Annotated in this window: 24 protein-coding genes; 12 read left to right on the forward strand and 12 right to left on the reverse strand. The window is 53.5% G+C overall.

Annotated elements, in window-relative coordinates; all coding sequences use genetic code 11:
- Window positions 1-115: 115 nt before the first annotated feature.
- The 8 genes from citC to QOS46_RS09830 all read left to right on the forward strand — a co-directional run bounded on the left by citC (window position 116) and on the right by QOS46_RS09830 (window position 7983).
- Window positions 116-1141, forward strand: a complete 1026-nt coding sequence (gene citC, locus QOS46_RS09795) for a [citrate (pro-3S)-lyase] ligase (RefSeq protein WP_283609307.1) — start codon at window positions 116-118, stop codon at window positions 1139-1141.
- A gap of 3 nt (window positions 1142-1144) precedes the next feature.
- Window positions 1145-1465: a citrate lyase acyl carrier protein gene (citD, locus tag QOS46_RS09800; protein WP_283609309.1), complete on the forward strand. Its 321-nt coding sequence runs from the start codon at window positions 1145-1147 to the stop codon at window positions 1463-1465.
- A complete protein-coding gene (locus QOS46_RS09805; RefSeq protein ID WP_283609311.1) occupies window positions 1453-2355 on the forward strand; it encodes an aldolase/citrate lyase family protein in 903 nt (300 codons plus the stop codon). Before citD ends, QOS46_RS09805 begins: the two co-directional genes overlap by 13 nt.
- Before the next feature lie 3 nt (window positions 2356-2358).
- Entirely contained in the window at window positions 2359-3903 is a 1545-nt protein-coding gene (gene citF / locus QOS46_RS09810) for a citrate lyase subunit alpha (RefSeq protein WP_283609312.1), read from the forward strand.
- Between the two features lies 1 nt (window position 3904).
- Window positions 3905-4480 carry a citrate lyase holo-[acyl-carrier protein] synthase gene (gene citX / locus QOS46_RS09815; RefSeq protein ID WP_283609315.1) on the forward strand — a complete coding sequence of 192 codons (576 nt, stop codon included), beginning with the start codon at window positions 3905-3907 and terminating at the stop codon, window positions 4478-4480.
- Between the two features lie 156 nt (window positions 4481-4636).
- Complete coding sequence (locus QOS46_RS09820; protein ID WP_283609316.1) at window positions 4637-6019, forward strand: CitMHS family transporter; 1383 nt, start codon at window positions 4637-4639, stop codon at window positions 6017-6019.
- 169 nt (window positions 6020-6188) lie between these two features.
- Window positions 6189-6755, forward strand: coding sequence for a 5-formyltetrahydrofolate cyclo-ligase (locus QOS46_RS09825; RefSeq protein WP_283609318.1), 567 nt, complete (start codon window positions 6189-6191; stop codon window positions 6753-6755).
- A 229-nt stretch (window positions 6756-6984) separates the two neighbouring features.
- Window positions 6985-7983 carry a YeiH family protein gene (locus tag QOS46_RS09830; RefSeq protein ID WP_283609320.1) on the forward strand — a complete coding sequence of 333 codons (999 nt, stop codon included), beginning with the start codon at window positions 6985-6987 and terminating at the stop codon, window positions 7981-7983.
- A 54-nt stretch (window positions 7984-8037) separates the two neighbouring features.
- On the opposite strand, the gene QOS46_RS09835 is transcribed toward QOS46_RS09830, so the two are convergent.
- The 12 genes from QOS46_RS09835 to QOS46_RS09890 form a co-directional block, all read right to left on the reverse strand.
- Window positions 8038-8745 (reverse strand): GntR family transcriptional regulator, encoded by a 708-nt coding sequence (locus QOS46_RS09835; RefSeq protein ID WP_283609321.1) that lies wholly within the window; start codon window positions 8743-8745, stop codon window positions 8038-8040.
- A gap of 177 nt (window positions 8746-8922) precedes the next feature.
- Complete coding sequence (locus QOS46_RS09840) at window positions 8923-9894, reverse strand: SIS domain-containing protein (RefSeq protein ID WP_283609322.1); 972 nt, start codon at window positions 9892-9894, stop codon at window positions 8923-8925.
- Between the two features lie 173 nt (window positions 9895-10067).
- Window positions 10068-11672: an ABC transporter substrate-binding protein gene (locus QOS46_RS09845; protein ID WP_283609323.1), complete on the reverse strand. Its 1605-nt coding sequence runs from the start codon at window positions 11670-11672 to the stop codon at window positions 10068-10070.
- Window positions 11673-11705: 33 nt separating this feature from the next.
- Window positions 11706-12539 carry an ABC transporter permease gene (locus QOS46_RS09850; RefSeq protein ID WP_283609324.1) on the reverse strand — a complete coding sequence of 278 codons (834 nt, stop codon included), beginning with the start codon at window positions 12537-12539 and terminating at the stop codon, window positions 11706-11708.
- Window positions 12540-12549: 10 nt separating this feature from the next.
- Window positions 12550-13509 carry an ABC transporter permease gene (locus QOS46_RS09855; RefSeq protein WP_283609326.1) on the reverse strand — a complete coding sequence of 320 codons (960 nt, stop codon included), beginning with the start codon at window positions 13507-13509 and terminating at the stop codon, window positions 12550-12552.
- The gene (locus tag QOS46_RS09860; protein ID WP_283609327.1) at window positions 13506-14492 is read right to left on the reverse strand and encodes an ABC transporter ATP-binding protein; all 987 of its coding nucleotides are present in this window, start codon (window positions 14490-14492) and stop codon (window positions 13506-13508) included. Before QOS46_RS09860 ends, QOS46_RS09855 begins: the two co-directional genes overlap by 4 nt.
- A gap of 18 nt (window positions 14493-14510) precedes the next feature.
- Entirely contained in the window at window positions 14511-15479 is a 969-nt protein-coding gene (locus QOS46_RS09865; protein WP_283609329.1) for an ABC transporter ATP-binding protein, read from the reverse strand.
- A gap of 7 nt (window positions 15480-15486) precedes the next feature.
- A complete protein-coding gene (locus tag QOS46_RS09870; RefSeq protein WP_283609331.1) occupies window positions 15487-17232 on the reverse strand; it encodes a hydantoinase B/oxoprolinase family protein in 1746 nt (581 codons plus the stop codon).
- On the reverse strand, window positions 17229-19298 hold the full coding sequence (locus QOS46_RS09875) for a hydantoinase/oxoprolinase family protein (RefSeq protein ID WP_283609333.1): 2070 nt from the start codon (window positions 19296-19298) through the stop codon (window positions 17229-17231). The genes QOS46_RS09870 and QOS46_RS09875 overlap by 4 nt, the downstream gene beginning before the upstream one ends.
- 125 nt (window positions 19299-19423) lie before the next feature.
- Complete coding sequence (locus tag QOS46_RS09880; protein WP_283609334.1) at window positions 19424-20287, reverse strand: fructoselysine 6-kinase; 864 nt, start codon at window positions 20285-20287, stop codon at window positions 19424-19426.
- Window positions 20288-20679: 392 nt separating this feature from the next.
- The gene (locus QOS46_RS09885) at window positions 20680-21060 is read right to left on the reverse strand and encodes a NifB/NifX family molybdenum-iron cluster-binding protein (RefSeq protein ID WP_283609336.1); all 381 of its coding nucleotides are present in this window, start codon (window positions 21058-21060) and stop codon (window positions 20680-20682) included.
- Window positions 21038-21430 carry a DUF134 domain-containing protein gene (locus QOS46_RS09890; protein WP_283609337.1) on the reverse strand — a complete coding sequence of 131 codons (393 nt, stop codon included), beginning with the start codon at window positions 21428-21430 and terminating at the stop codon, window positions 21038-21040. The genes QOS46_RS09885 and QOS46_RS09890 overlap by 23 nt, the downstream gene beginning before the upstream one ends.
- Before the next feature lie 152 nt (window positions 21431-21582).
- Here QOS46_RS09890 and QOS46_RS09895 point away from each other — a divergent pair, with 152 nt between their 5' ends.
- Genes QOS46_RS09895 through QOS46_RS09910 form a run of 4 tightly spaced genes read left to right on the forward strand, consistent with a single transcriptional unit; the run spans window position 21583 to window position 23077 of the window.
- Entirely contained in the window at window positions 21583-21810 is a 228-nt protein-coding gene (locus QOS46_RS09895; protein WP_283609339.1) for a 4Fe-4S binding protein, read from the forward strand.
- Complete coding sequence (locus QOS46_RS09900) at window positions 21785-22417, forward strand: 4Fe-4S binding protein (protein ID WP_283609340.1); 633 nt, start codon at window positions 21785-21787, stop codon at window positions 22415-22417. The genes QOS46_RS09895 and QOS46_RS09900 overlap by 26 nt, the downstream gene beginning before the upstream one ends.
- Entirely contained in the window at window positions 22365-22658 is a 294-nt protein-coding gene (locus tag QOS46_RS09905) for an ArsR/SmtB family transcription factor (RefSeq protein ID WP_283609341.1), read from the forward strand. Before QOS46_RS09900 ends, QOS46_RS09905 begins: the two co-directional genes overlap by 53 nt.
- A complete protein-coding gene (locus QOS46_RS09910) occupies window positions 22655-23077 on the forward strand; it encodes a rhodanese-like domain-containing protein (protein WP_283609343.1) in 423 nt (140 codons plus the stop codon). Before QOS46_RS09905 ends, QOS46_RS09910 begins: the two co-directional genes overlap by 4 nt.
- Window positions 23078-23111 lie beyond the last annotated feature (34 nt).

Consider the following 23111-nt stretch of genomic DNA (forward strand, 5'->3'; position numbering starts at 1 on the left):
GACAGATTCGAATAAAACCTCTTTTTTTCACAGCAAAGATTGCAAAAATATTCTAAAAATTTAAGATTGCAGTTTTGCAGGGGTTTCATCGGTTCTGGGGAACAGGAGCCATTGTATGGAGTATGAAATTAGGCGTTTGTGGATCGACCGTGATCCCCGCCAAAAACAGCTTTGGCAGGATCTGCTGTACAGTAGCGGCATCCGCCCGGAAGCCGCCATCTCTTACTGCGCGGGACTTTTCTTTGAAGACCAGCTTGCGGCGACCGGCTCTTTGTACCAGAACATCATCAAGTGTGTGGCGGTCAGTCCAGAGCATCAGGGCGGCAAGGCAGTCAGCATTCTGCTTTCTCACCTGCTCAGCAGCGTAATGGAGAGCGGCAGCTCCTCCTGCTACGTGTACACCAAGCCTCAGGCGTCCCGCTCCTTTCAGGAGCTGGGGTTTCGGGAGCTGGCCCGCGTAGACGATCAGCTGGTATTTATGGAAAAAGCCGTCTACGGCTTCCCACAGTACCTCAAGGATTTGGAGAAAGAACGAGTTTCCGGCCAGGCAGCCGGCATTGTGATGAACGCAAATCCTTTCACACTGGGACACCGTTACCTGGCGGAAACCGCCGCCAGAGAAAACGAAACGCTGCATCTGTTCGTTCTGTCGGAAGAATTATCCGCTTTCCCGGCCAGTACCCGGCTGGAGCTTGTCCGGCGCGGAGTTCAGCATTTGCCGAACGTTCGGGTTCACCCCACAGGGGATTACATGGTTTCCGCCAAAACGTTTCCTTCCTATTTTTTAAAGGAGGACGTTCAGGTGGCAAAGGTTCAGGCAACGCTCGACGCAACCCTGTTTCGAGATTTTATTGCCCCAGCCGCGGGCATTACCCGCAGGTACGTTGGCGAAGAGCCCCTGTCTCCGGTGACACAGCTATATAATGAATCCATGAAAGAGGTGTTTCACGGAGCGATTGATTTAGTCATCATCCCCCGGGTGGAACAAGGGGGAAATGTAATCAGCGCCTCCCGTATAAGGGCCCTCCTCAAACAGGGAAAAACAGAAGAGACGAAGGAACTTGTTCCAAAAAGCACCTACGACTATCTGGTTTCTCCGGAGGGAAAAGCACTGATTCAGAAATTGCAGCAGGAGGGATAACACATGCCGCTTTATCAAATTCAAAAACCGGCAATTGCCGGTACGCTGGAATCTTCCGACATTCAGATCATGATCGACAAGAACGACGGCGAGGGAATCGACATCAGCCTGACCAGCAGCGTAGAGCACCAGTACGGCCGGCAGATTCGCGAAACGATCCACAAAACCCTTTCAAACATGGGGGTCGACAACGCGAAGCTGACCGTTGTGGATAAGGGCGCGCTGGAGTGTACCATTGTTGCCCGTACCATCGCGGCGGTACATCGGTCGTGCGGAATTACCGAGCACTATGATTGGGAGGCGATCGATTCATGGAACGTTTAAGAAGAACGATGATGTTTTTGCCGGCCAGTAACCCCGGCATGCTGAAGGACGCGATCATTTACGGTGCGGACTCCATTATGTTTGACCTGGAAGACGCGATCTCCCTGGCGGAAAAGGATACTTCCCGCTTTCTTGTTTTCCAGGCGGTAAAAACTTTTGATTTCTCTTCTACGGAAACCGTTGTCCGCATCAACTCGCTGGACGCGGGCGGCATAGATGACGTACACGCCATGGTGCGCGCCGGCATTGATGTCATTCGTTTGCCGAAAACGGTTTGTGCCCAGGATGTTCTGGACACCGAGGCCGTGATTCTGGAAGCGGAGAAAGCCTGCGGCCGTGAACCCGGCTCCACCCGGATGATGGCGGCCATTGAAGACCCCCGCGGCGTTTTGAACGCGCTTTCCATCGCCCACTCCAGCAAACGCCTGATCGGTATCGCGCTGGGCTCTGAGGACTACGTTACCGCGATGAAAACCAGACGCTATGCAGACCGCAACAGCGAAGAAATTTTCTTCGCCCGCTCCATGATCGTCCACGCCGCCCGCGCAGCCGGAATCGCCGCGCTTGACACGGTATTTGCCGACGTGAACGACATGGAAACCCTGCGAAAAGAAACCGAATTTGTCCGTCAGCTCGGCTTTGACGGCAAGTCCGTCATTCACCCCCGCCAGATCGCAGTGGTCAATTCCGTTTACACCCCGAATCAGAAAGAAATTGACAAGGCGCTGGATGTGATTCGCGCCATTGAAGAGGCCAATGCCAAAGGCTCCGGCGTAATTGCCCTGAACGGCAAAATGATCGATAAGCCCATTGTGGAGCGCGCGGAACGCGTGGTCGCGCTGGCCAAAGCCGCCGGCGTTTATACCGGGCCGGAAGGACAGGAGGGTTAAACAATGGAAACGGTTAAAAATGCAGTGGGCCGTGAAATCCCGAAGGAATATGCTGATCAGTACGGCGTGTTCGAGGGTCAGTTCGCCCGCAAAAACGAATACAAAAGAGCTGCCGGCAAGGTAGTTCCCACCCTTCCCGGTGAAACAAAGCTCGTTTCTTCCCTGCGGGAAGCAATTGAGAAGACCGGCCTGAAAGACGGCATGACGATTTCGTTCCACCATCATTTTCGTGAGGGTGACTATGTTCTGAACATGGTGCTGGATGAGATCGCCGCTATGGGCATCAAAAACCTCAAGCTCGCCGCCAGTTCAATTTCCAACGTACATGAGCCTTTGATCGAACACATCAAAAACGGTGTGATCACCGAGATCACCAGCAGCGGCCTGCGCGACAAGGTAGGCTCCGCGATTTCTCACGGCCTGATGGAAAAGCCTGTCGTCATCCGTTCTCACGGAGGGCGCGCACGCGCCATTGAATCCGGCGAGCTGCACATCGACGTTGCTTTTCTCGGCGCCTCGAGCGCAGACCCCTACGGCAACGCGAACGGCTCCCACGGTACCGCAACCTGCGGTTCTTTGGGCTATGCCAAGGTAGACGCGGAATATGCCGACAAGGTGGTTATCATTACCGACAGCCTGGTCGATTACCCCAACACTCCCATGAGCATCCCCCAAACTCTGGTGGATTATGTTGTGGTGGTGGACGCGATCGGCAATCCTGACGGAATTGCCAAGGGCGCAACCCGCTTTACTTCTGACCCCAAGGAGCTTTTGATAGCGGAAAATGCCTGCAAAGTCATTACCGCCTCTCCTTACTTTAAAGACGGCATCTCCTTCCAGTCCGGTTCCGGCGGCTCCACCCTTGCGGTAACTCGCTTTTTAGCAGAAAAAATGCGCGAGCGTGGGATTACCGCAGGATTCTTGCTGGGCGGTATCACCAGCAATATGGTAGAACTGCTGGAAGAGGGTCTGGCCAAGAAAATTCTGGACACTCAAACCTTTGACCGCGGTGCTGCTGCCTCGATTGCGCGCAATGAGAACCACTACGAAATTTCGGCTTCCTTCTATGCCAACCCCGGTAACAAGGGTGCGGCTGTGAATCTGCTGGATGTCGTAATGCTCTCTGCTCTGGAGGTAGACACAGACTTCAACGTAAACGTAATGACCGGTTCCGACGGTGTAATCCGCGGTGCTTCCGGCGGACACAGCGACACGGCGGCCGGCGCAAAGCTGAGCCTGATTCTGTGCCCCCTGCTGCGCGGACGCATTCCGACCATTGTGGAGCAGGTTAACACCGTCATCACTCCCGGCGAGGGAATTGACGTTGTCGTTACGGAAGTCGGCATTGCAGTAAACCCCCGCAGAAAAGATTTGCAGGAGGCCATGAAGAATGCCGGAGTAAACGTCTTTACCATGGAGGAACTGAAAAACAAGGCCTATGCGCTGGCTGGCACGCCCGACCCCATTGAATACGGTGATAAGGTCGTTGCTCTCATCGAGTACCGCGACGGCAGCCTGATTGATGTGGTAAGGCAGGTTAAGCGCTGAGATGAACGCGGCAGAAATGTTTACACACGGCGAGACTCCCGAGCTAAACGAGGTTCTTCTGAACCGCGAGCGCCGGGTGCAGTTTATCAGCGAACTGCTCAGGCGCTTCCCCCAAAGCTGCGTGATCTCTCTAAAGTGTAACATTCCCGGGCCTGTCAAAAGCAACGGGGAAATTCTGGCTCTGTTTGAGTACGGAGAAAACCGGATTCAAAACAGATTATCGAATCGGGGCTGGAAGTCCAACTACCAGAAGCGGATGAACCTGCGAACAGGTCCCGAAGCTTTTTGGGTCATCTCGGAGGATTCTCTTGAGGTGAAGCAACAAATGATTTTGTTTGAGGAAGAAAAACTGGGCAGATTGTTCGACGCGGATGTGCTGGATCAAAAAGAGGGGCTTGTGCAGACTCGCAGCAGAGTGGAGCTTGGTCATCAACCAAGGCGATGCCTGATCTGTGACCAGGATGCCAGAATTTGTGCAAGCAGACGACTTCATCCGGTTCCCATGCTGCAACAGCGGCTGATTCAGCTGCTGGAAGAAAATGAGGAAGAACTGGAAAACAGCGAAACCCTGCAGTGAAAAACACAGATTGTAACGCAGCACGCTGATTTGTTTCTCTTTAGGAATGCCTCCCGGCAACGGGAGCCTTCCGTCTACATAGTCTGGTCAAGCGTGCACATACCCCCAGGCAGCATAATCGTTGGGCATGCCCAACTAATTTGAGGAGGATTGCTTATGTTTTTAACTATTTTGGCGTGGGCCATGATCATCGTATTCCTTACGCTGGTCATATCCAAAAAAATGCAGCCGTTTACCGCTCTTGTATTGGTACCTATTGCCTTTACTCTGGCCGGTGCTCTCGGCAACCAGTACGTTGAAAAGGTAGCCAAGGCAAATGAGGTCGCCGCTGCCAATGTCACCATTTGGGATCAGATTCAGATTATTGGCAAGTGGACTGTGGCTGGTTTGACTAAGACCTCCACCACCGCGATCATGCTGTTATTCGCGATTCTGTTCTTCTCCGTCATGTTGAATGTGGGTCTGTTTGATCCCGTCACAAAATTTATCATCCGTCTGGCCGGCGGTGACCCGGTTAAGGTTCTTGTTGGTACCGCAGCGGTTGCCGCAATGGTCTCTCTGAACGGCGACGGAACCACTACCACCCTGATCGTCTGTACCGCGTTCATTCCGATTTACCAGAAGCTGGGCCTCAAAATGATGAACCTTGGCGTTCTGACCGTTTTAATGAACACAATTATGAACCTGCTGCCCTGGGGCGGACCGACCGCCCGTGTTATCTCCGTATTGGGCGAGGTTTCCGAGCAAAGCATTCTAAACGCGCTGCTGCCCGGCATGGGTGTAGCAATTGTATACATGTTGGGTGTTGCCTACTACCTGGGCCTGAAAGAGCGCAAGAGAGTTGGCATTCAGCACCTGGGTCATGATGAAATCGAAGCGCTGACGAAGCCCTCTTCTCCCGAAGAGGAAGCCCTCAAGCGCCCGAAACTGATCTGGATCAACGCGATTATGACTGTTGGCGCGGTTGTGATGCTGGTCCTTGGCACCTTCCCGTCCGTATTCATCTTCCTCGTGGGCACTGCTTTGGCCGTGCTGATTAACTATCGTACTCTTAAGGAGCAGAAAGCCCGTATTTCCGACAACGCCGGCGATGCTCTGCAGGTATCCATCCTGGTTATGGCTGCCGGTATCTTCATGGGCTTGTTCACCAACTCCGGCATGTCCGACGCGCTGGCTTCCAGCATGATCTACCTGATTCCCGAGCAGATGGGTCGTTTCTGGGGTCTGGTTACCGCAGTAATCTCCGCACCCGGCACCTTCTTCCTTTCCAACGATGCTTTCTATTACGGCGTGCTGCCGGTATTCGCAGAGGCAGGCTACCGTTATGGCTACACTGCTCTGGAGCTCGGCACCGCATCTCTGCTGGGCCAGGCATTCCATCTGCTCAGCCCTCTGGTAGCATTCATTTATCTGCTGCTGAACCTGACCGGACTGGACATGGGCGAGTGGCAGAAGGAATCCGCAAAATGGGCCGTAGGTATTTTTGTTATCTTCATCGGCATGGCGGCCATTACCGGATCTGTACCGCTGTTTAAATAACCGTCTCCTTTTTTCAAATAAGTTTACCCCCGGCAGGGCGCGGTATTTTTGATACCGCGCCCTGCTGCTTTTGTATCTGTATGATTGCAATCGCGCCCGTGACATGATATGCTAAAAATGAGGCATGGCTCTCCGGGTTCGTGCCCCACAACGGAGAAGGAGGTTCGTTATGTCTGTTCTGGAAGAAAAAAAGAAGCTTCGCGCCGAGCTTAAGCAAAGAATTGCTGCGCTTACTCCCGATTATATTGAAGAATCCAACAAAAGCATTGTGCAAAACATACTTGGGTACCCCTGCTACACAAACGCGAAAACGATCTTTTGCTTTGTCGGCACCTCCAACGAAATCAACACGAGCGCCCTGATCGAGCAGGCACTCGCAGATGGCAAGCGCGTTGCGGTTCCCCTGTGTATCGGCAAAGGCATTATGGAAGCACGGGAAATCCACTCACTTGCTGAATTGCACAGTGGGATGATGGGGATTCTGGAGCCAACCGCCCAAAGCGTACTTGTCACTCCCGCGGAAATTGATTTCGCCGTTCTTCCCTGCGTTTCCTGCGACAGGCGCGGAAACCGACTGGGCTACGGCGGCGGCTATTACGACCGTTTTCTTGAGAAGGCAACGTTCTGCTCCGTTCTGATCTGCCGGGAACAATTGCTTTGCGGGCAGATTCCGACGGAGCCGCACGATATTGCCATCCCAGCCGTAATTACAGAAGCCGGTTGCTTTTCCGACTAGATGCAACTTGTTTTGGCGGCAAGAATTGCTTCCTGCCTTTCAAAAAACAGGGTTGCTTTCTGTTGCCATCTATTTTAAGCAGCCCAAACATGGGCTGCTCTTTTTTTATTTATAAGTAATTTATAATCGATAATATAAAATAATAATATTTTACTTATGGATAGATTGGCGTTATAATAGCTTCACACCGCAAGCAAATGAGCTTGCAACAAATGAGGAGTGGTAGTCCATGAATTCAGTGACTAAAAAACTGCCCGGAATCTCGCTGGCGGCGATCATCGCCGTACCGGCTTGGATTCTCGGCAAACTGTTCCCGGTGATTGGCAGCCCGGTACTCGGAATCCTGTTTGGCATGCTTCTGGCGTTCTGGAAGCGCCCGGCGGTGTTTCAGGATGGAATCACCTATACCTCGAAAAAGCTGCTGCAGTATTCCATTATTCTGCTGGGCTTTGACATGAACCTGTTCCAAATCTTTCAGGCCGGCAGCCAGACGCTGCTTTTGATGGCATTTACTCTCACCGCCACGTTCCTGGGGGCATACCTGGTCGGCAAAGCACTGAAGGTTGACCGTGACACCAATATCCTGATCGGCGTCGGTACCGCAATCTGCGGCGGCTCGGCGATTGCGGCCACGGCGCCCGTCATCGGTGCGAAGGACGAGGATGTGGCGCGCTCTATCTCGACGATCTTCTTCTTTAATGTAATTGCGGCGTTCCTGTTCCCGTTTTTGGGGCACACCATGCAGATGTCGGACTTCCACTTCGGCCTGTGGGCCGGTACCGCCATCAACGACACCTCTTCTGTTGTGGCGGCGGGCTACACCTTTAGCGACGCGGCGGGCAATCTGGCAGTCATCGTCAAGCTGACTCGCACGCTGATGATTATTCCCGTTACGCTGGTACTCGCTTTCTACACTGCAAAACGACAGTCACGCTCAGGCAACGCCAATTACAGCTTTTCCAAAATCTTTCCCTGGTTTGTGCTGGGATTTGTCGCGGCAGCGATCATCAACACCTTTGTTCCGTTGCCGGTAGGTATGGGAAAAGCGCTGGCTTCCTTCGGCAAATTCGTCATCGTTATGGCGATGGCGGCAATCGGCCTAAACACCAATCTGGTCGATCTTGTCAAGCACGGCTGGCGGCCGATTGTACTGGGCCTCTCCTGCTGGGCGATACTGGCGGTCACCTCACTGGCAGTGCAGTACAGCCTGCTGAACTACCTATCATAACTGAAAAGGAAAAAGGGTGCGCGCAGCAGCTGCTGCGCGCACCCTTTTCCTTTTCTACAAATAAAGCGTAAACCGTTCGCCATTAATAATCTGAGAACCGACATAGATCGGCTCCCCGGTTTCCACATAGGCCGTGCTCCTAACCAAAAGAAGCGGGTCGTTTTTGGTGATGTTCAGAAGCTTTGCCTCTGAAGAAGTGGCCCGGCAGATTTCGATCTGCTTCTGCGATTTTGCTACAAACACATTCGCCTTTTCCTTTAAAACATCGAATAAGGAGCCATCCAGCGATTCCTCCAGCAAAAACGCGTATTTCAAGGAGAAGTAGTTATTTTCAATCGCCATGGGTTCCGAATTGACAAACCGCAGGCGAGAAATGAACACTGTCTGCGACCCAACGGGCAGACCGAGAGAATGCACAATTTTATCCGGCGGCACAACCAACTTATGCTCCAACAAACGGCTGCCTGCGGTCAGTCCCGCCATTCGGCAGGATTCTGAAAAGCCCATAATTTTACGGTAATCTCTCCAATATTTCGGAACTGCCACAAAGGTGCCTTTCCCCTGCTTCTTTTCCACAAACCCAAGAGCGGCCAGCTCATTTACCGCCTTACGCGCGGTAATTACGCTCACATCATTCTGTTTGGCCATATCTACTTCAGAAGGCAATTGGTCCCCGGGCTGATAATACCCCGAGCCAATCTGATCTTTCAGCTTATCCATCAACTGTTCATACAAGGGTGTAATCGCCCTGGATTTCAACATTCTCAATCTCTCCCCTATGCAAGCCGGCCCTGACCGATTTGTATTGAAGGGACGAAGTGCGAAAAGAGCTTCACTCCAGTCCCCTATCTTACTCTTTAGTGTACTTCATGGAAAAAGAATATTCAAGTGCAATTATTGCGACAATTCCCCTGTGCTATGAGCGCCCAAACAGAATAGTCAGTACTCCACCTTCCACATATAGCGGCGGTCATCCATGGAATGCCCTCGGATTTCTGCCATCTGAGAAACGAAGAAGCGCTCGATCGGGATCATGACAACAGAATTGAAATACTCGGAAACACTGTCGTCAATTAGGGAAAGCCCAGTGTCCGCCGCATCGATAACCGTGTAGTTCTCCGCATAGGTTTTTAAGAATTTTAATACCCTCTCATCCAGAAAACGTGTCTTTCCCGTGCTCATCAGCAAAATCATTGGCAAGTGCTTGTCTGTGGTTTCAAACGGACCGTGGAAGTACTCCCCGCTGTGCAGCATCACCGCATGGCGGCACTGCATCTCCATCAAATGACAGCTTGCCATCGTGTAGGCTGTGCCTGTGAGTGGGCCGCTGCCCAACACATAGAATATCTCCTCACTCTGATACCGCTCCCCAAAAGCCTTTGCGGCGGGCAGCATGCTCTGCTTGGCCTTAGCAATGATCGAATCAAGCTTGCCGTAGGCCTGCATTGCGGCGTCATAGTGGGCATAGCCCTCAAATTGATACAGAATTTCAAACGCGAGCTTTAAGGCCAGCGCCTGATTCGCCTCGGAGTACACCTGATCGTCACCGTTCGAATAGATCACCGCATATTTGCCGTTCTGGGCCATGGCTGTATCAGAAAATCCAGTCATTGCGATGGTGTAGGCCCCCTTTGCATTTGCTGTTTTTACCGCCTCCACGGTTTCGGCTGTGGCCTTCAGCGAGCAGATGATGCAGATGCAGCGGTCATCCAGCGAACGGGGCGTTGCGTGAACAAACTCGTTGCTGTTGAAAATACCGGTTCCAATATTCTTTGCCTCGCACTCCATTAAATATTTCGCAGGATAAATCGCTGCCTGCGAGCCGCCGCACGCGACAAAATACACCTTTTTCAAACCACCGGACGATTCTGTTTTCCCCTTGATGTCCGCAATGATTTCTTGGATCTCCATAAAAATCTCCTCTCATTGTTGCGCACCGAACCAGGCCCGCCGAAAATCAGGCCCGGCCGGTGCACAAAACCATACGATTCTGTTGTAAGCAATGCCCCTTACTCCGCGTGTCTTTCCCCGCCTTGGGTGGGGAAAGACTGCTTTGCGTTTAAAAGAGACATTTGATAACACGCCTACTCGGTTACATAGGTGTCTTCCAGTGTCAGGCCGGAGTTATAAGTAAGAACACCCGGCAGATTGACAAAGCCATCTACCTTGTTCGAGCTGGCAAAAGCCTGTTCACGGTAATTGATAAACACAAAAGGCGACAGGTCAAGCACGCGCTTTCTCAGTTTGTCGTAAATCTCCTGGCGCTTTGCCGCGTCGATCGTGGTGCGCCCTTCTTTCAGCAGGCTGTCAATCTCCGTATCAGAGAACCACGCGGAGCTGTTCATTCTGGGTTCGCCGCTTGCGAAATAGTTGGTCGTCCAGTCCATATCGACGATGTTGCCGGCAGTACCGGAAACAAGGATTTCATAATCACCTTTGTTGGAACGCTCAATACGGGTAGACCAATCCGGCAGCTCCACCTCGGCATCAATACCAATCTTCTTCAGGCTGTCCTGCACCACAATAGCGGTCTGCTTATGCATTTCGTAGGTAGAGCTGGACAAAATCTTGATTTTAAAGCCGTTTGGATAACCCGCCTCTTTCAGAAGAGCTTTCGCCTTCTCCTGATCAAAGCTGAAGTATTTATCGTACTTGCCATCATAGCCATTTTCACCCACCTGGGTAGGGAAGCCGAAAATCTGGGTGCCGCGACCCATGAAAGCAGTGTTAATCACGCCCTGGCGGTCAACCGCGTAAGCAATTGCCTGGCGAACCTTGGCATTGGCCAGCGGGCCGCTCTTAACGTTGAACTGCAGGCACATGAACGGTGCCTCGGAGACATACACCTTGTAGGCGTCATCCTTCTCCATGGTGGTAATATCCTTGGCCGCCACATAGTCAATCAGATCTGCGTCGCCGGTCTGCAGCGCGTTCACCCTGGTGGTGGCGTCGGGAGTGATGACAAAGCGGATTGTTTTGGTTTCGGGCTTACCAGTCTTGTAGAAATCCGAAAACGCGGTCAGAACGATCTCGCGCCCCTTATCCCAAGAGGTAAACGTGTAGGGGCCGCTGCCCATCGGGTTCGCGTTCAGGTCGTTCTTGTGGCTCTCGCACCATGCCTTGGAAACGATCACCGATTCCGGCAGGGTGAGGTAATCAAGGAACGGTGCGCAGGGTTCCTTCAAAATAATCTTAACGGTCTTGGTGTCCACCACCTCGATTTTATCGAGGACATTCAGGAAATCTGAACGGAAGGTAGCACCCACAGACTCATCCAATATGCGCTCGAGTGAGAACTTAACATCCTCGGCGGTGATGTCGCTGCCGTCGTGGAACTTAGCGTTCTGCTTGATCTTAAAGGTATACGTTTTGTTGTCTTCACCAATCGAGTAGGAATCCGCAATCTCCGTCCCGATTTTTCCGTCGGCCTGATACGCCAGCAGACCCCGATAGAGGCACGTTTTGATTAACCGAATCGCCTGGCCGGACTGCACCATGGGCTCAAGCGTGGACACGTCTGCACTGATCGCCACAACCAGTTCATCCTTTTTACTCACCTGGCTTTCGGTGGCAGATGACTCCGCAGCTGCCGACGAGGTGGATTTGCTTCCCGAGCATCCCGACAGTGTGGTGAGCGCCATTACGGCGGCCAGCGACACAGACAGAATTCGCCTGTAGGTTGTCTTCATTTTGTTTTCCTCCTTTTATCCTCTGATTCATAATTAAAAGCTGTCCCTCAGCTTAGGGTCGAGAATGTCGCGCAGCGCGTCACCCATCAGATTTGTTGCCAGAATGGTCAGGCTCAAGAACAGTGACGGCCACACCGTATACATCACATTGACTGACAGAAAATTCCTTGCGTCGCCGATCATCTGGCCCCAGGAGGGGTCAGGCGGCTGAACACCAAGGCCAAGAAAGCTCAGGCCTGATTCCAGCAGAATCGCGCTGGAAACCGTGAGGCTGATCTGAATGACCAGCGGGGAAAAAATGTTGGGAAAAATCGTACCGAATAACACTCGTTTCAGGCTCGCGCCGATGGAAATTTCATTTTCGACAAACTCCATCTTCCGCACCTTGATGGTGGAGGAATAGGCGATTCGGGTAAAGTGGGGCGTATACAGAATCGCCACCACTACGGTTAGGTTGCGCACACCTGCGCCCCACAGGCCCACGACCATCATCGCGAGCAGTATGGGCGGGAAGCAGAGGATGACATCGACCGCTCTCATGATGGTGCCGCCGATTTTACCGCCGAGGTACCCGGCAAAAATACCGAACAGAAGCCCTGTGACAAATGCGCCCAGAGTGCCAAACAGCGCCACCGTCATGGATGGCCGCACTCCCACCAACAAACGAGAGAGAATGCAGCGGCCATACTCGTCGGTTCCCAGCGGATACTGGGCTGAAGAGGGAGCCAGAGCCAGCGATGTATTCATCGTCAGCGGGTCATTCGGCGCAAGCTGGGGGCCGAACAGGATCACAAACACCAGCGGCACCAAAACCACCATACTGAACACAAATTTCTTGTTTTTCATACTGCGTTTTAAAAAACCCATAGTATCCCCCCTACCGCGCTCTGGGGTCGAGCACACCGTAGATGATGTCGACTAGCATATTGGTTAAAATGAACACGGAAGACATCACCAGAATACAGCCCTGAATCAGCGGATAATCCCTCTGGTTAATGGCCTTTACCAACAAAGTCGCCAGCCCCGGCCAGTTAAACACCGTTTCACACAGCACCGTGCCGCCGATCAGGTTGCCCATCTGCAGGCCAATCACCGTTACCACCGGGATAAAAGCGTTACGGATGACATGGCGGATAATAACGACATGCTCCGGCAGGCCCTTAGCCCGCAGCGCCCGCACCGATTCGGCGGAGAGAGCGTCGAGCATGGAGGAACGGGTCATGCGCATAATCGAAGCAGCCAGCCCGAGAGCCAGGGCAACAGCCGGCAAAAGCAAGCGTTGAAAATGCCCCGATGGACTTTTAGAAAAGTTCACGTAACCGCTCGACGGCAGCGTGGGAATATTCCAGCCAAACACATTCAGAGAGAACAGAATAATCAGTACATAGCCCAACACATAAACCGGAATGGAGGTTCCGAGCGAAGCGCCGGTCGTCATCACCAGATCGGAAAATTTGCCGCGCCGCAGAGCGGAAAGCACGCCCAGAGGGAGGCCGATAATGCACGCCAGCAGCAGCGAAACTCCCGCCAGCTCCAGTGTGCGCGGCAGCCGTGAACCGATGGACTGCATCACCGGAATATGTTCGCTGTATGACATTCCCAAATCGCCCTGCACGGCACTCAGCATCCAGTTAGCGTACTGCGTGAGGATTGGCTGATCCAGCCCCAGCTCCTTGCGCAGCGCTTCCACTGCCTGCGGGTCGGGGTTCGAATCGGTTCCCAGCATCAGCAACACCGGGTCACCGGGCATCAGGTGGACGGTTAAAAACACAATGCTTGAAATCACAAAGAGAAGCAGCACCGCAATCGCGCACCGGCGCACAATAAATTTCGTCATGCTGTTCCCCCCTCCTGTTCGTACAGAAAACACGCGACCTGCCCACCATCCGCAAGGGTTCGAAGTGCCGGGCGCTCCGTCTTGCAGCGTTCCATCACCTTAGGGCATCTGGTGCAGAACCGGCAGCCCGCGGGCGGGTTGACCGGGCTGGGAATATCCCCGGTGAGAATGATGCGCTGGCGCTTCTGTCCGCTGCCGGGGTCGGGAATCGCGGAAAGCAGCGCCTGGGTGTACGGGTGCCTTGCGGCCCGGTACAGCTCCGCGCCGTTCGCCACCTCTACCAGAGAGCCGAGGTACATCACAGCAATGCGGTCTGACATATGCTTGACGACAGCCAGATTATGGGAAATAAACAGATACGTCAGTCCGAATTCCTTTTGCAGGTCTTTCAGCAAGTTCAGAATCTGCGCTTGAATCGAAACATCCAGCGCGGAGACCGGCTCGTCACAGACGATCAGCTGCGGCTGGAGCGCGAGCGCCCGAGCAATGCCAATGCGCTGCCTCTGCCCGCCCGAAAACTCGTGGGGGTACCGGTCAATATACCCGCGGGAAAGGCCGACGAGGTCCATCAGCTTCATCACCTCGTTGTCCAGTTCCTGGCGGCTCATTTTACGGTGAACCTGCATCGGTGCCGAAATAATCTGCCGCACGGTCTGGCGGGGATTCAGCGAATCGAACGGCTTCTGGAACACCATACGCATGCTTTCGCGCTGGGCGCGCATCTCCTTTTTGGAGAGCGCCGCCAGATTTTTGCCGTGAAAGCAGATTTCGCCCGCATCCGCCGGAACCAGCTGCAGCAAGGTGCGGGACAGAGTGCTTTTTCCGCACCCGGATTCCCCAACCAAACCGAAGCTTTCCCCGCGGTGAATCTGAAAGCTGACATTGTCCACAGCGTGTACCACACCCTTGGACGAAGAAAACAATCCGGCTTTGACAGGAAAGGTTTTCGAAACGTATTTTACATCTAATAGCACTTCATTCAAGCTGCATCCCTTCCTCTCCTAGTTGCCCGCTCGGTGGCACCGCACAAAATGACCCGGTGCGATTTCTCTGACCTGCGGCTCGGTTTCGCGGCACAGGTCATCCGCCTGCGGACAGCGGGTACAGAACCGGCAGCCTTTGGGCATGTTCCGAATATCGGGAACCGTGCCTTCAATACTATACAGGCGCTCCACTTGCTCCTCCAGCTTCGGGGCTGACTGAATCAACCCCATGGTGTACGGGTGGGACGGATGGTTCATGATCACGTCGGTAGGCGCGTCCTCCATGGATTTACCCGCGTACATCACGATCACCCGGTCGGCAATATCCGACACCACACCCAGATCATGGGTAATCAAAACAATACCCATCTGATATTCGTCGCGCACCTTGCGCAGCAGATCCAGAATCTGCGCCTGTACGGTCACATCGAGCGCCGTGGTAGGCTCGTCGGCAAACAGCAGCTTAGGATGACAGGAAAGGGCGATGGCGATCATTACCCTCTGGCACATGCCGCCCGAAAGCTCAAACGGGTAGCTGCGGAACACCCGTTCCGGCTGCGCGATTCCCACGGCGGTGAGGAGTTCAAGCGCGCGCGCTTCGGCTTTTTTCTTTCCCACCGACTCGTGCGTAAGAATTGCCTCAACAATCTGGTTCCCCACGGTATACACCTGGTCAAGCGACATCATAGGGTCCTGAAAGATCATCGCCAGCTCTTTGCCGCGCAGCTTTTGCATCTCTTTTTCTTTCAGCGGCACCAGATCTTTCCCCTCAAACAGAATTTTCCCGCCGGACACCCTGCCCTGATTGGGAAGCAGCTTCATTACGGAAAGGGACGCCATCGTCTTTCCACTGCCGCTTTCACCCACGATGCCCAAGGTCTGGCCCTTTTCCACCGAAAAACTCAGGTGATCCACAGCGGTAAAAGCCTGATATTTATTTTCAAACACCATTTCCAAGTTCTGAACATCCAACAGGGGTTCGGCCATCCAAAAATCACCGCTTTTCTCTAAGTAGTTTTGTTTTCTCCTCGTCCACAGCCCAGCCGCTGCCATTTTTTACAACGCATACGCCATACAGCTCCTGTGCCTTTTCGGGAGAAACCTTCCCCTCGATCACATCGGTCAAAACGCGAAGGGGGGCACGCTCCAGCGGATTGCCATACCCTCCTGAGCCGGGAGTCTGCACACTGATCACATCGCCTTTTTCGAGCGGGATGTCGGTGCATTTGGAAGGCAGGCGGGTGCTGGTTCCGTCGGGCTTCACAAGATAGTACACACCGCCCTCACCGGCAAGGCCGCCCTCAAGGCCCCACGGCGGAATCTTCTGCCGGTCACCAAGGCCGGTGTAGGAAATGCCATCGTACATCATTTCAAACTCACGGATAATGCCAAGGCCGCCGCGGTTGCGCCCCGCGCCGCCACTGTCTTTGCGCAGCTCGTATTTATTCACGGTCACCAGCGGAAACTCCATTTCGAGCGCTTCCACCGGCAGATTCGAAGTGTTTGTCATATGCACCTGCACACCGGAGAGGCCATCCGCGTCGCGGCTGGCTCCGGAGCCGCCCGCGACTACCTCCAGGTACACGAAGAAGCGGTCCTTGTCCTTCTGGTCTGCGCCGGAGAAAATCGCCGAGGTCACCGAGCTGTTGCAGCAGGCGATCGCACGGTCGGGTACGGCGGGAGCCAGAGCGCCGAAGATGACGTCGGCTACACGCTGGCAGGTATCGATTCGCTCGCCCACAGGTGCGGGGTTTTCCGCGTTGACCAGCAGGCCGCTTTCGCACTCCACATGGAACGCGCGGTAAATGCCTGCGTTCGACGGAACGGTGGGGTCGATGAGCGCCTTGAGCGAATAGAACACCGTGGCCAAAAGGCCATTGTAGGTTACATTGATCGGGCCGGGCACCTGCTTTGCGGTACCGTTGAAGTTGAGCGTCATGCTGTCACCCTTGATAGTGATTGTAACGCAGATCTTCAGCGGATCGGGGCAAGCCGTTCCCGCGTCATCCATATAATCGGTAAATTGGTATACGCCGTCCGGCAGCTTCGCAATGCCCGCCTTGAGCTTGCGCTCAGCGTAATCCTGTAATTGATACATGCTGTCCACCAGAACGTCGCCGTAGCGGTCGTAAGCGTCAAGCAAGCGGCGCATACCCACGCGGTTCGCCGCGATCTGTGCCTGTAAATCACCGTAGCGCTCATTCGGGATGCGGCTGTTCGCCATGATGATGCTGATGATGTCTTTGCAGACCTCGCCGCCGCTGCAAATGCGCACGAGAGGGATTTTCGTTCCCTCCTGAAAAATGCTCACCGCATCGCCGGAAGTGGAGCCGGGCACCTTGCCACCCACGTCACTATGATGCGCCAGGTTGGCCACCCAGCCGATCAGCTGACCGCTATGGAATACCGGCGCGACAACGGTAATATCGGGCAGGTGGGTGCCTCCGCCGTTGTACGGGTCGTTGCCGATAAACATGTCGCCCTCCTGAATGTCGGAGCGGTCGAAATGCTTATACACCTCCTGTACGATTCCCAGCAGGGAGCCAAGGTGCATGGCTACATGCTCGGCCTGCGCTACCATATTACCCTCTGGGTCGAACACCGCGGTGGAAATATCGCGGCGTTCCTTAATGTTAGTGGAATATGCGCTGCGGATGATCGCGATTCCGGTTTCCTCCGCGATGGATAACAGCAGATTGCCGACGATTTCTACGGTTACTGCATCAACACGTTTGCTCATGCTGTTTCACCTCCGTGATAAGTAACGATCAGATTCAGGAACGGGTCGTTATACGCCTGCCATCCGGGCGGGATGATGGAGGTGGAATCCATCTGCTCAATGATCGCCGGGCCGCTGACGGTGCAGCCACAGGGAAGCTGCGTGCGCTGGTAGATATTGGTGTCAATGTAGTCCTCAGAACCCTCAAACCGAACTTTGCGAATCTCGATCGGCGCCGGCACCTGCGGATTCTTTTCCACGGGGTGCTCGCTCAGGTCGGGCTTATCGATGGTGCCGACCGCGCCGACGCGGTAGTTGACCATCTGGATTTTCTTATTGGCATCGTAGTAGCCGTAGGAACGCTCATGCTCCTGATGGAACTGCGCCACCAGATTCTCGAGCACCTCTTCGCTGATCTTCCCGGCCGGGATTTCCACTGTGATCTCGTAATTCTGACGCTCATACCGGCAGTCGAGCGAATAGACGAACGTGCGGTCCTCCTTAGAGATACCCTCGTTTTCAAGCATTTTGTCGCCCTCTTCGGTGAGCTGCGAGAAGATGCGGTTCATTTCTGACAAATTCTGCGGTTCGGCAATCATAATGTACGACTGGCTCAGATCGAACCTGGTGTCGGCCATTAAAAGTCCCAGCGAGCAGAGAGTGCCCGGCGCGGGAGGAAGCAGAACCTGGGTGATGCCCAGCTCTCTGGCTACCTCGCAGGCGTGCAGGGGGCCAGCGCCGCCGAAAGCCATCAGCGTAAATTCACGGGCGTCGTAGCCGCGCTCCACGGAAACAACGCGGATTGCGCGCACCATGTTGGAGTTGACGACCGAAATGATGCCTGCCGCGGCATCCTCCACGTTTAGAGAAGACTTGTCCGAAATCTTCTTTTGAATTGCATCGTGAGCAAGGTTCCAGTCCACATCCATGCGTCCACCCAGAATCTTGTGGCGGTTCAGCTTGCCAAGCAGAATGTTCGCATCGGTAACGGTGGGGTTTTCGCCGCCGCGCATGTAGCACGCCGGGCCTGGCACCGCACCCGCGCTGCGGGGGCCTACCTTAAGGGCGCCGCCCTCGTCGATAGCGGCAATCGAGCCGCCGCCTGCGCCAACCGTAATAATATCAATCATGGGGATGCGGGCGGGGTAGCCCTCCACCATTCTCTCGTAGGAAACCTGCGCCTTACCCTCTTTGATCAGGCTGATGTCCGCGCTGGTGCCGCCCATATCGAAGGTGATGATTTTTTCGATACCGCACTGGCGGCCAATGTACGTCGCGCCCACCACACCGGCGCTCGGGCCGGAGACAGCGGTTTTGATGGGGCATTCCACCGTTTCGGCGATGGAAATAATGGAGCCGTTAGACTGGGTGACGTAGGGAGCCACGGTGATTCCGGATTCCCGTACGCTGTTCTGAAAATTCTCAACGTATTTTTTCATGACAGGGCCAAGGTATGCATTCAGCACTGTTGTGCTCATGCGCGAATACTCGCGGAACTCGCTGACTAGCTCGCTGGAGATGGAAACATAAGCCTCCGGGTATTCCTCCAGAATGATTTCCTTGATTCGTTGCTCATGATCCGGGTTGATAAAGGAAAACAGCGTGCAGACGGCGATCGTGGTCACGTTTTGCTCTTTGAAGTACTGAACGGCCTTTCGCACGTCCTCCTCATTGAGGGGGATTTTCACGGAGCCGTCGTGTAGCAGACGTTCCTCCACTTCGCATTTCAGGCCGGAGGGAATCAGGCTTTCGGGCTTCTCCTTGAGCAGGTCGTACAGGGAGGGCCGCTTCTGATTGCCGATTTCCATCAAATCCTTAAAACCTTTGGTGGTAATCAGACCCATGCGCGCGCCGCGCTTTTCGATCAGCGCGTTGGTCGCCACAGTCGTTCCGTGCGCCAAGTATTCCACCGCACTGGGGTCAATGCCTTCGCTTTCCAGTATGTGGTGGATTCCGCTGACGATGGAGCGGGAAGGATCTTCGGGAGTAGAGCTGTGCTTGTAGTGAAACAGTTTTTTCGTGTCGGAATCAAATACGGAAAAATCCGTAAAGGTTCCGCCAACGTCAACGCCTATCATGTATCCCATCTTTGTCACCTCTCGAAAAAATAATCTGTACCTTATCGTGATCGTGAACACACTTTAAAACCGGTTGTTTCTTTCTCCTGCACTTGACAGAAAAAGAAATCCGAATTTATTTGAAAGCGGTATTTCTATACCAGCTGTGTTTCAAAGCCGAAAGCGCCCGGGCGTCCACAGGTTTTAGCCGAAAGCTCTGAGGCCGCCGAAAGTGCCTGCTCCATCTTTTCCCGGTACGCATCGCTGCCTTTCGGGAGCTTCCCCTGAACGATTTCCGTCAGGTACGCCATTAAAAATCCGGCCGCGAACGAATCCCCTGCGCCGAGCGTATCGATCACCTCCACAGGTTTGGCTCTCGCCTGGTAAAAGCTTTCACCGTCCCATACCATGGCGCCGTCGCCGCCCATGGTTGCCACCGCAATCCCGCAGCCAAGGCGCGCGATTTCGGAAAGCTGCTCGCGAACCTCCTCCGGCATAAGGCCAGAGCAGGATAAGAAACCGCAGTTGATCCACCGGCAAATGCTCTGCGTGCGCTCCTGGTCTTTCCAGGTGCCGGAAAAATCGTAAGAGACAAACCGTCCCAGTGAGGCCATCACCGGCAGCTGAGAATCTATGTAGCTGTTGTTGCTGGTATGGATCAAATCAAAGCTTCTCAGGTACTCAAGATCACCCGCATCCAGCTGGATCGGATGCTCCCTGAGCACCCCGCCGCGATTGCTGGTCACAAAAACCCGGTCTCCGTTCACCAGATCAATCACCGCATAGCCATTTTCCCCTTCCACCTGCCGGGAATGGGAAAAGTCCACCTGCAGACGCGTCAGCGTTTTCATCACGTGCTCCGCGACTGCGTCTGTTCCGAACACCCCCAGATAAGCTGCATCACAGCCCTTCATCCGGCAGTAAGCCGCTATGTTCAGTGCCTGCCCGCCAGGGAACATCAACTCCAGATGCCGATATTTGTCGCACACGTTATCGCCGACCCCAATGACTCGAAGCATTTTAAACCTCCTCTTGTGCTGTGCCGCATCATTCACTTATATAAACTTATATTAGTAATAAAATGATGAAATGTCAATATTTTTTTAAAAATAAATAATGTTATTTTGTAGTTAAGTTATAAATTTATCAATATATCTGGTCAAATCAGAAAATTTGGTACACAAAAACTTGTAAAAAAAGGCGAACAAAAGCAAATTGCTTTTGTTCGCCTTCGAACGAATATTCAGTTTGATTCGCCAGTTAGAACCGGGCGAAACGTTTTGAAAAGGCTCTGCACTGATATATGCTTATATTAGCACGCGTTTGTTCCTTTGTAAATAGAAAATGAAAAAAATTGCGAATACCATTATTTCCCGTGTGGTTCAGCAACCCATCTCTCCTATTGGGCCGCTCAATGGCAGCAAGAATCCCCGCCGTGGCAAGAGTGGCCTTCTTCGTGATGATGATCGCAGGTTGCGCCGGTAACAACGGGAAGCCGGTCCGCGAGGTAATCCTCGATCACCTGTTCCACGGGGCCCTGTGCCCCGGCCAGAACGCGGATACCCCACTGCGCCAGAGCCTGCTTGGCTCCGTCGCCGATTCCGCCGCACACCAGCACGGTAACCCCAAGTCCACCCAGCATATCGGCCAACGCGCTGTGCCCGTTTTCTCCGGCAGATACCACACGGCTTCCGAGGATTTTCCCCTCGCCGATCTCATACAGCTGAAACTCCTTACTCTTTCCGAAATGCTGAAACACGTTTCCATTTTCATACGGCATTGCCAGTATCATTCTCTTTTCCTCCTGTTATCTCGTTTTCGCACTGCCTCATTTTCTGGCAGCATCCGCATCCGCAGGCCGATGCACTGCCATAAAGAACATAGTCACCGCCATCAATGTGCAGCCTTTTGCCGTGCACAATACATTCAGCTAGCTTGAAGCGCGCGCCGGCATAAATGGCCTGCGCCGTTGTGCGGGCTACGCCCATCTGCTTAGCGCATTCCTCCTGCGTCATTCCAACCAGATCAATCAGCCGGATGCTCTCAAATTCGTCGATTGACAGCACAATGGGCGAAGCGTCGTTCTCGGCCCCATCCAGCGGCCCAAAGCTGCGCTGCTGTGGCATGGTACACACTCGCCTGCATTTTCGGGGTCTTGGCATAGCGCACCCTCCTCTTCGATGAATTATTGACATATGTCAATTAAATTATACTTAATTTTTGACATATGTCAATATGAATATAAAAATATGCTTGACAAAAGATTGTTATATAAGTATATTAATAATTACTAATATACTGATTGGTGGTGCGTATGAAAAAAACCAGAAAGACAGCACGTGTTCTTTCAGACTGCGTGGCGTGCGGCTGTTGTGTGAAGGCCTGCCCGCTGGGAGCAATCTCCGTTTGGCGCGGAATCCGTGCGCAGGTGAACACGCTGCGGTGTGTAGGATGCGGAAAATGCGCGATGGCCTGCCCCGCCGAAGTGATTATGATTACCGAAAAGGAGGAAGCCTGTGAAGAAGCGAAAGCCGTGGTATGAATTCCTGTGGATCTTCTCCGCACTCTACCTGACTCTGGGGATTTTTAATATTTTGTTCGCGTGGCTGGGGCTGCTGTGCTTTTTTATTCCGCTGGCCATCTCAATCATTCAGGGTAACAAGGCCTATTGCAACAAATATTGCGGGCGTGGCCAGCTGTTTGAGCTGCTGGGAGGGCGGTTCGGTTTTTCCCGAAGGAAGGCGCCCCCGAAATTTTTGCGCTCCAAGTGGTTCAGGTACGGCTTTCTAGCTTTTTTTATGACGATGTTCGGGCTGATGCTGTACTCGACCTGGCTCGTTTTTTCCGGCGCCTCCCTACGGCAGGCCGTAACACTGCTGTGGGTGTTCCGCCTGCCATGGGACTGGGTAAATACCTCGTTTGTTTCTCCTGCCGTGGCACAGTTCGCATTCGGCTTTTACGGAGTAATGCTCACCTCCACGGTACTGGGACTCATCACCATGGTATTGTTTAAACCGCGTTCCTGGTGCGTTTATTGCCCGATGGGCACCATGACGCAGGGAATTTGCCAAATCAAACACAGAAAGGACGCTTCCGATGGAAGAAAAAGCGAAGAAACTGGCAGAACTGCTGAAGGTGCTTGCCAATGAAAACCGCCTGCTGATTTTATGCCAGCTGATCGAAGGCCCCAAGACGGTCAGCCGCCTTGCCGATAGTATTCCCCACATTACCCAGTCCGCGATGTCGCAGCATCTGGCCATGCTGAAGGCTCACGGGATTCTAGACTGCACAAAGACCGGTCAAAGCATCACCTACCGCATTGAGGATGAACGAGTGGAAAAGGTGATTGACGTACTGAAAGCCTATTACTGCAAAGGAGAAGACGTATGAAGGTTGTTATTTATGCGGTTTTGCTGATCGGCGCAATGCTGCTTGCAATTCTCTTTCTTGGGGGACGAAACCGAGCGCAGAAGGGCGGAGAATCGGCGTATCACAAAATCACTGCCGAAGAAGCCAAAAAGCGAATGCAGGATACCCAAAGTTATTTTTTATTGGACGTTCGCGCTCCGGAGGAATTTTTACAGCAGCACATTTCCGGCGCGATTCTGATCCCCGACAGCCAAATCTCTGCCGAAGCTGGGAAAAAGCTGCCGAATAAAGATACCCCTATTCTTGTTTACTGCCGCAGCGGTCGGCGCAGTGCCGGGGCCGCAAAACAGCTGGTAAACATGGGCTATACCCAGATTTACGATTTTGGCGGGATCCTCGACTGGCCGTATGAAACCGTCAGCGGCAGCGAGCAGCAGTAACGCTGAGACAAATGAAGTAGACGAATAAAGGGAA

Source organism: Faecalispora anaeroviscerum (assembly GCF_947568225.1).
Classification (GTDB): Bacteria; Bacillota; Clostridia; order Oscillospirales; family Acutalibacteraceae; genus Faecalispora; species Faecalispora anaeroviscerum.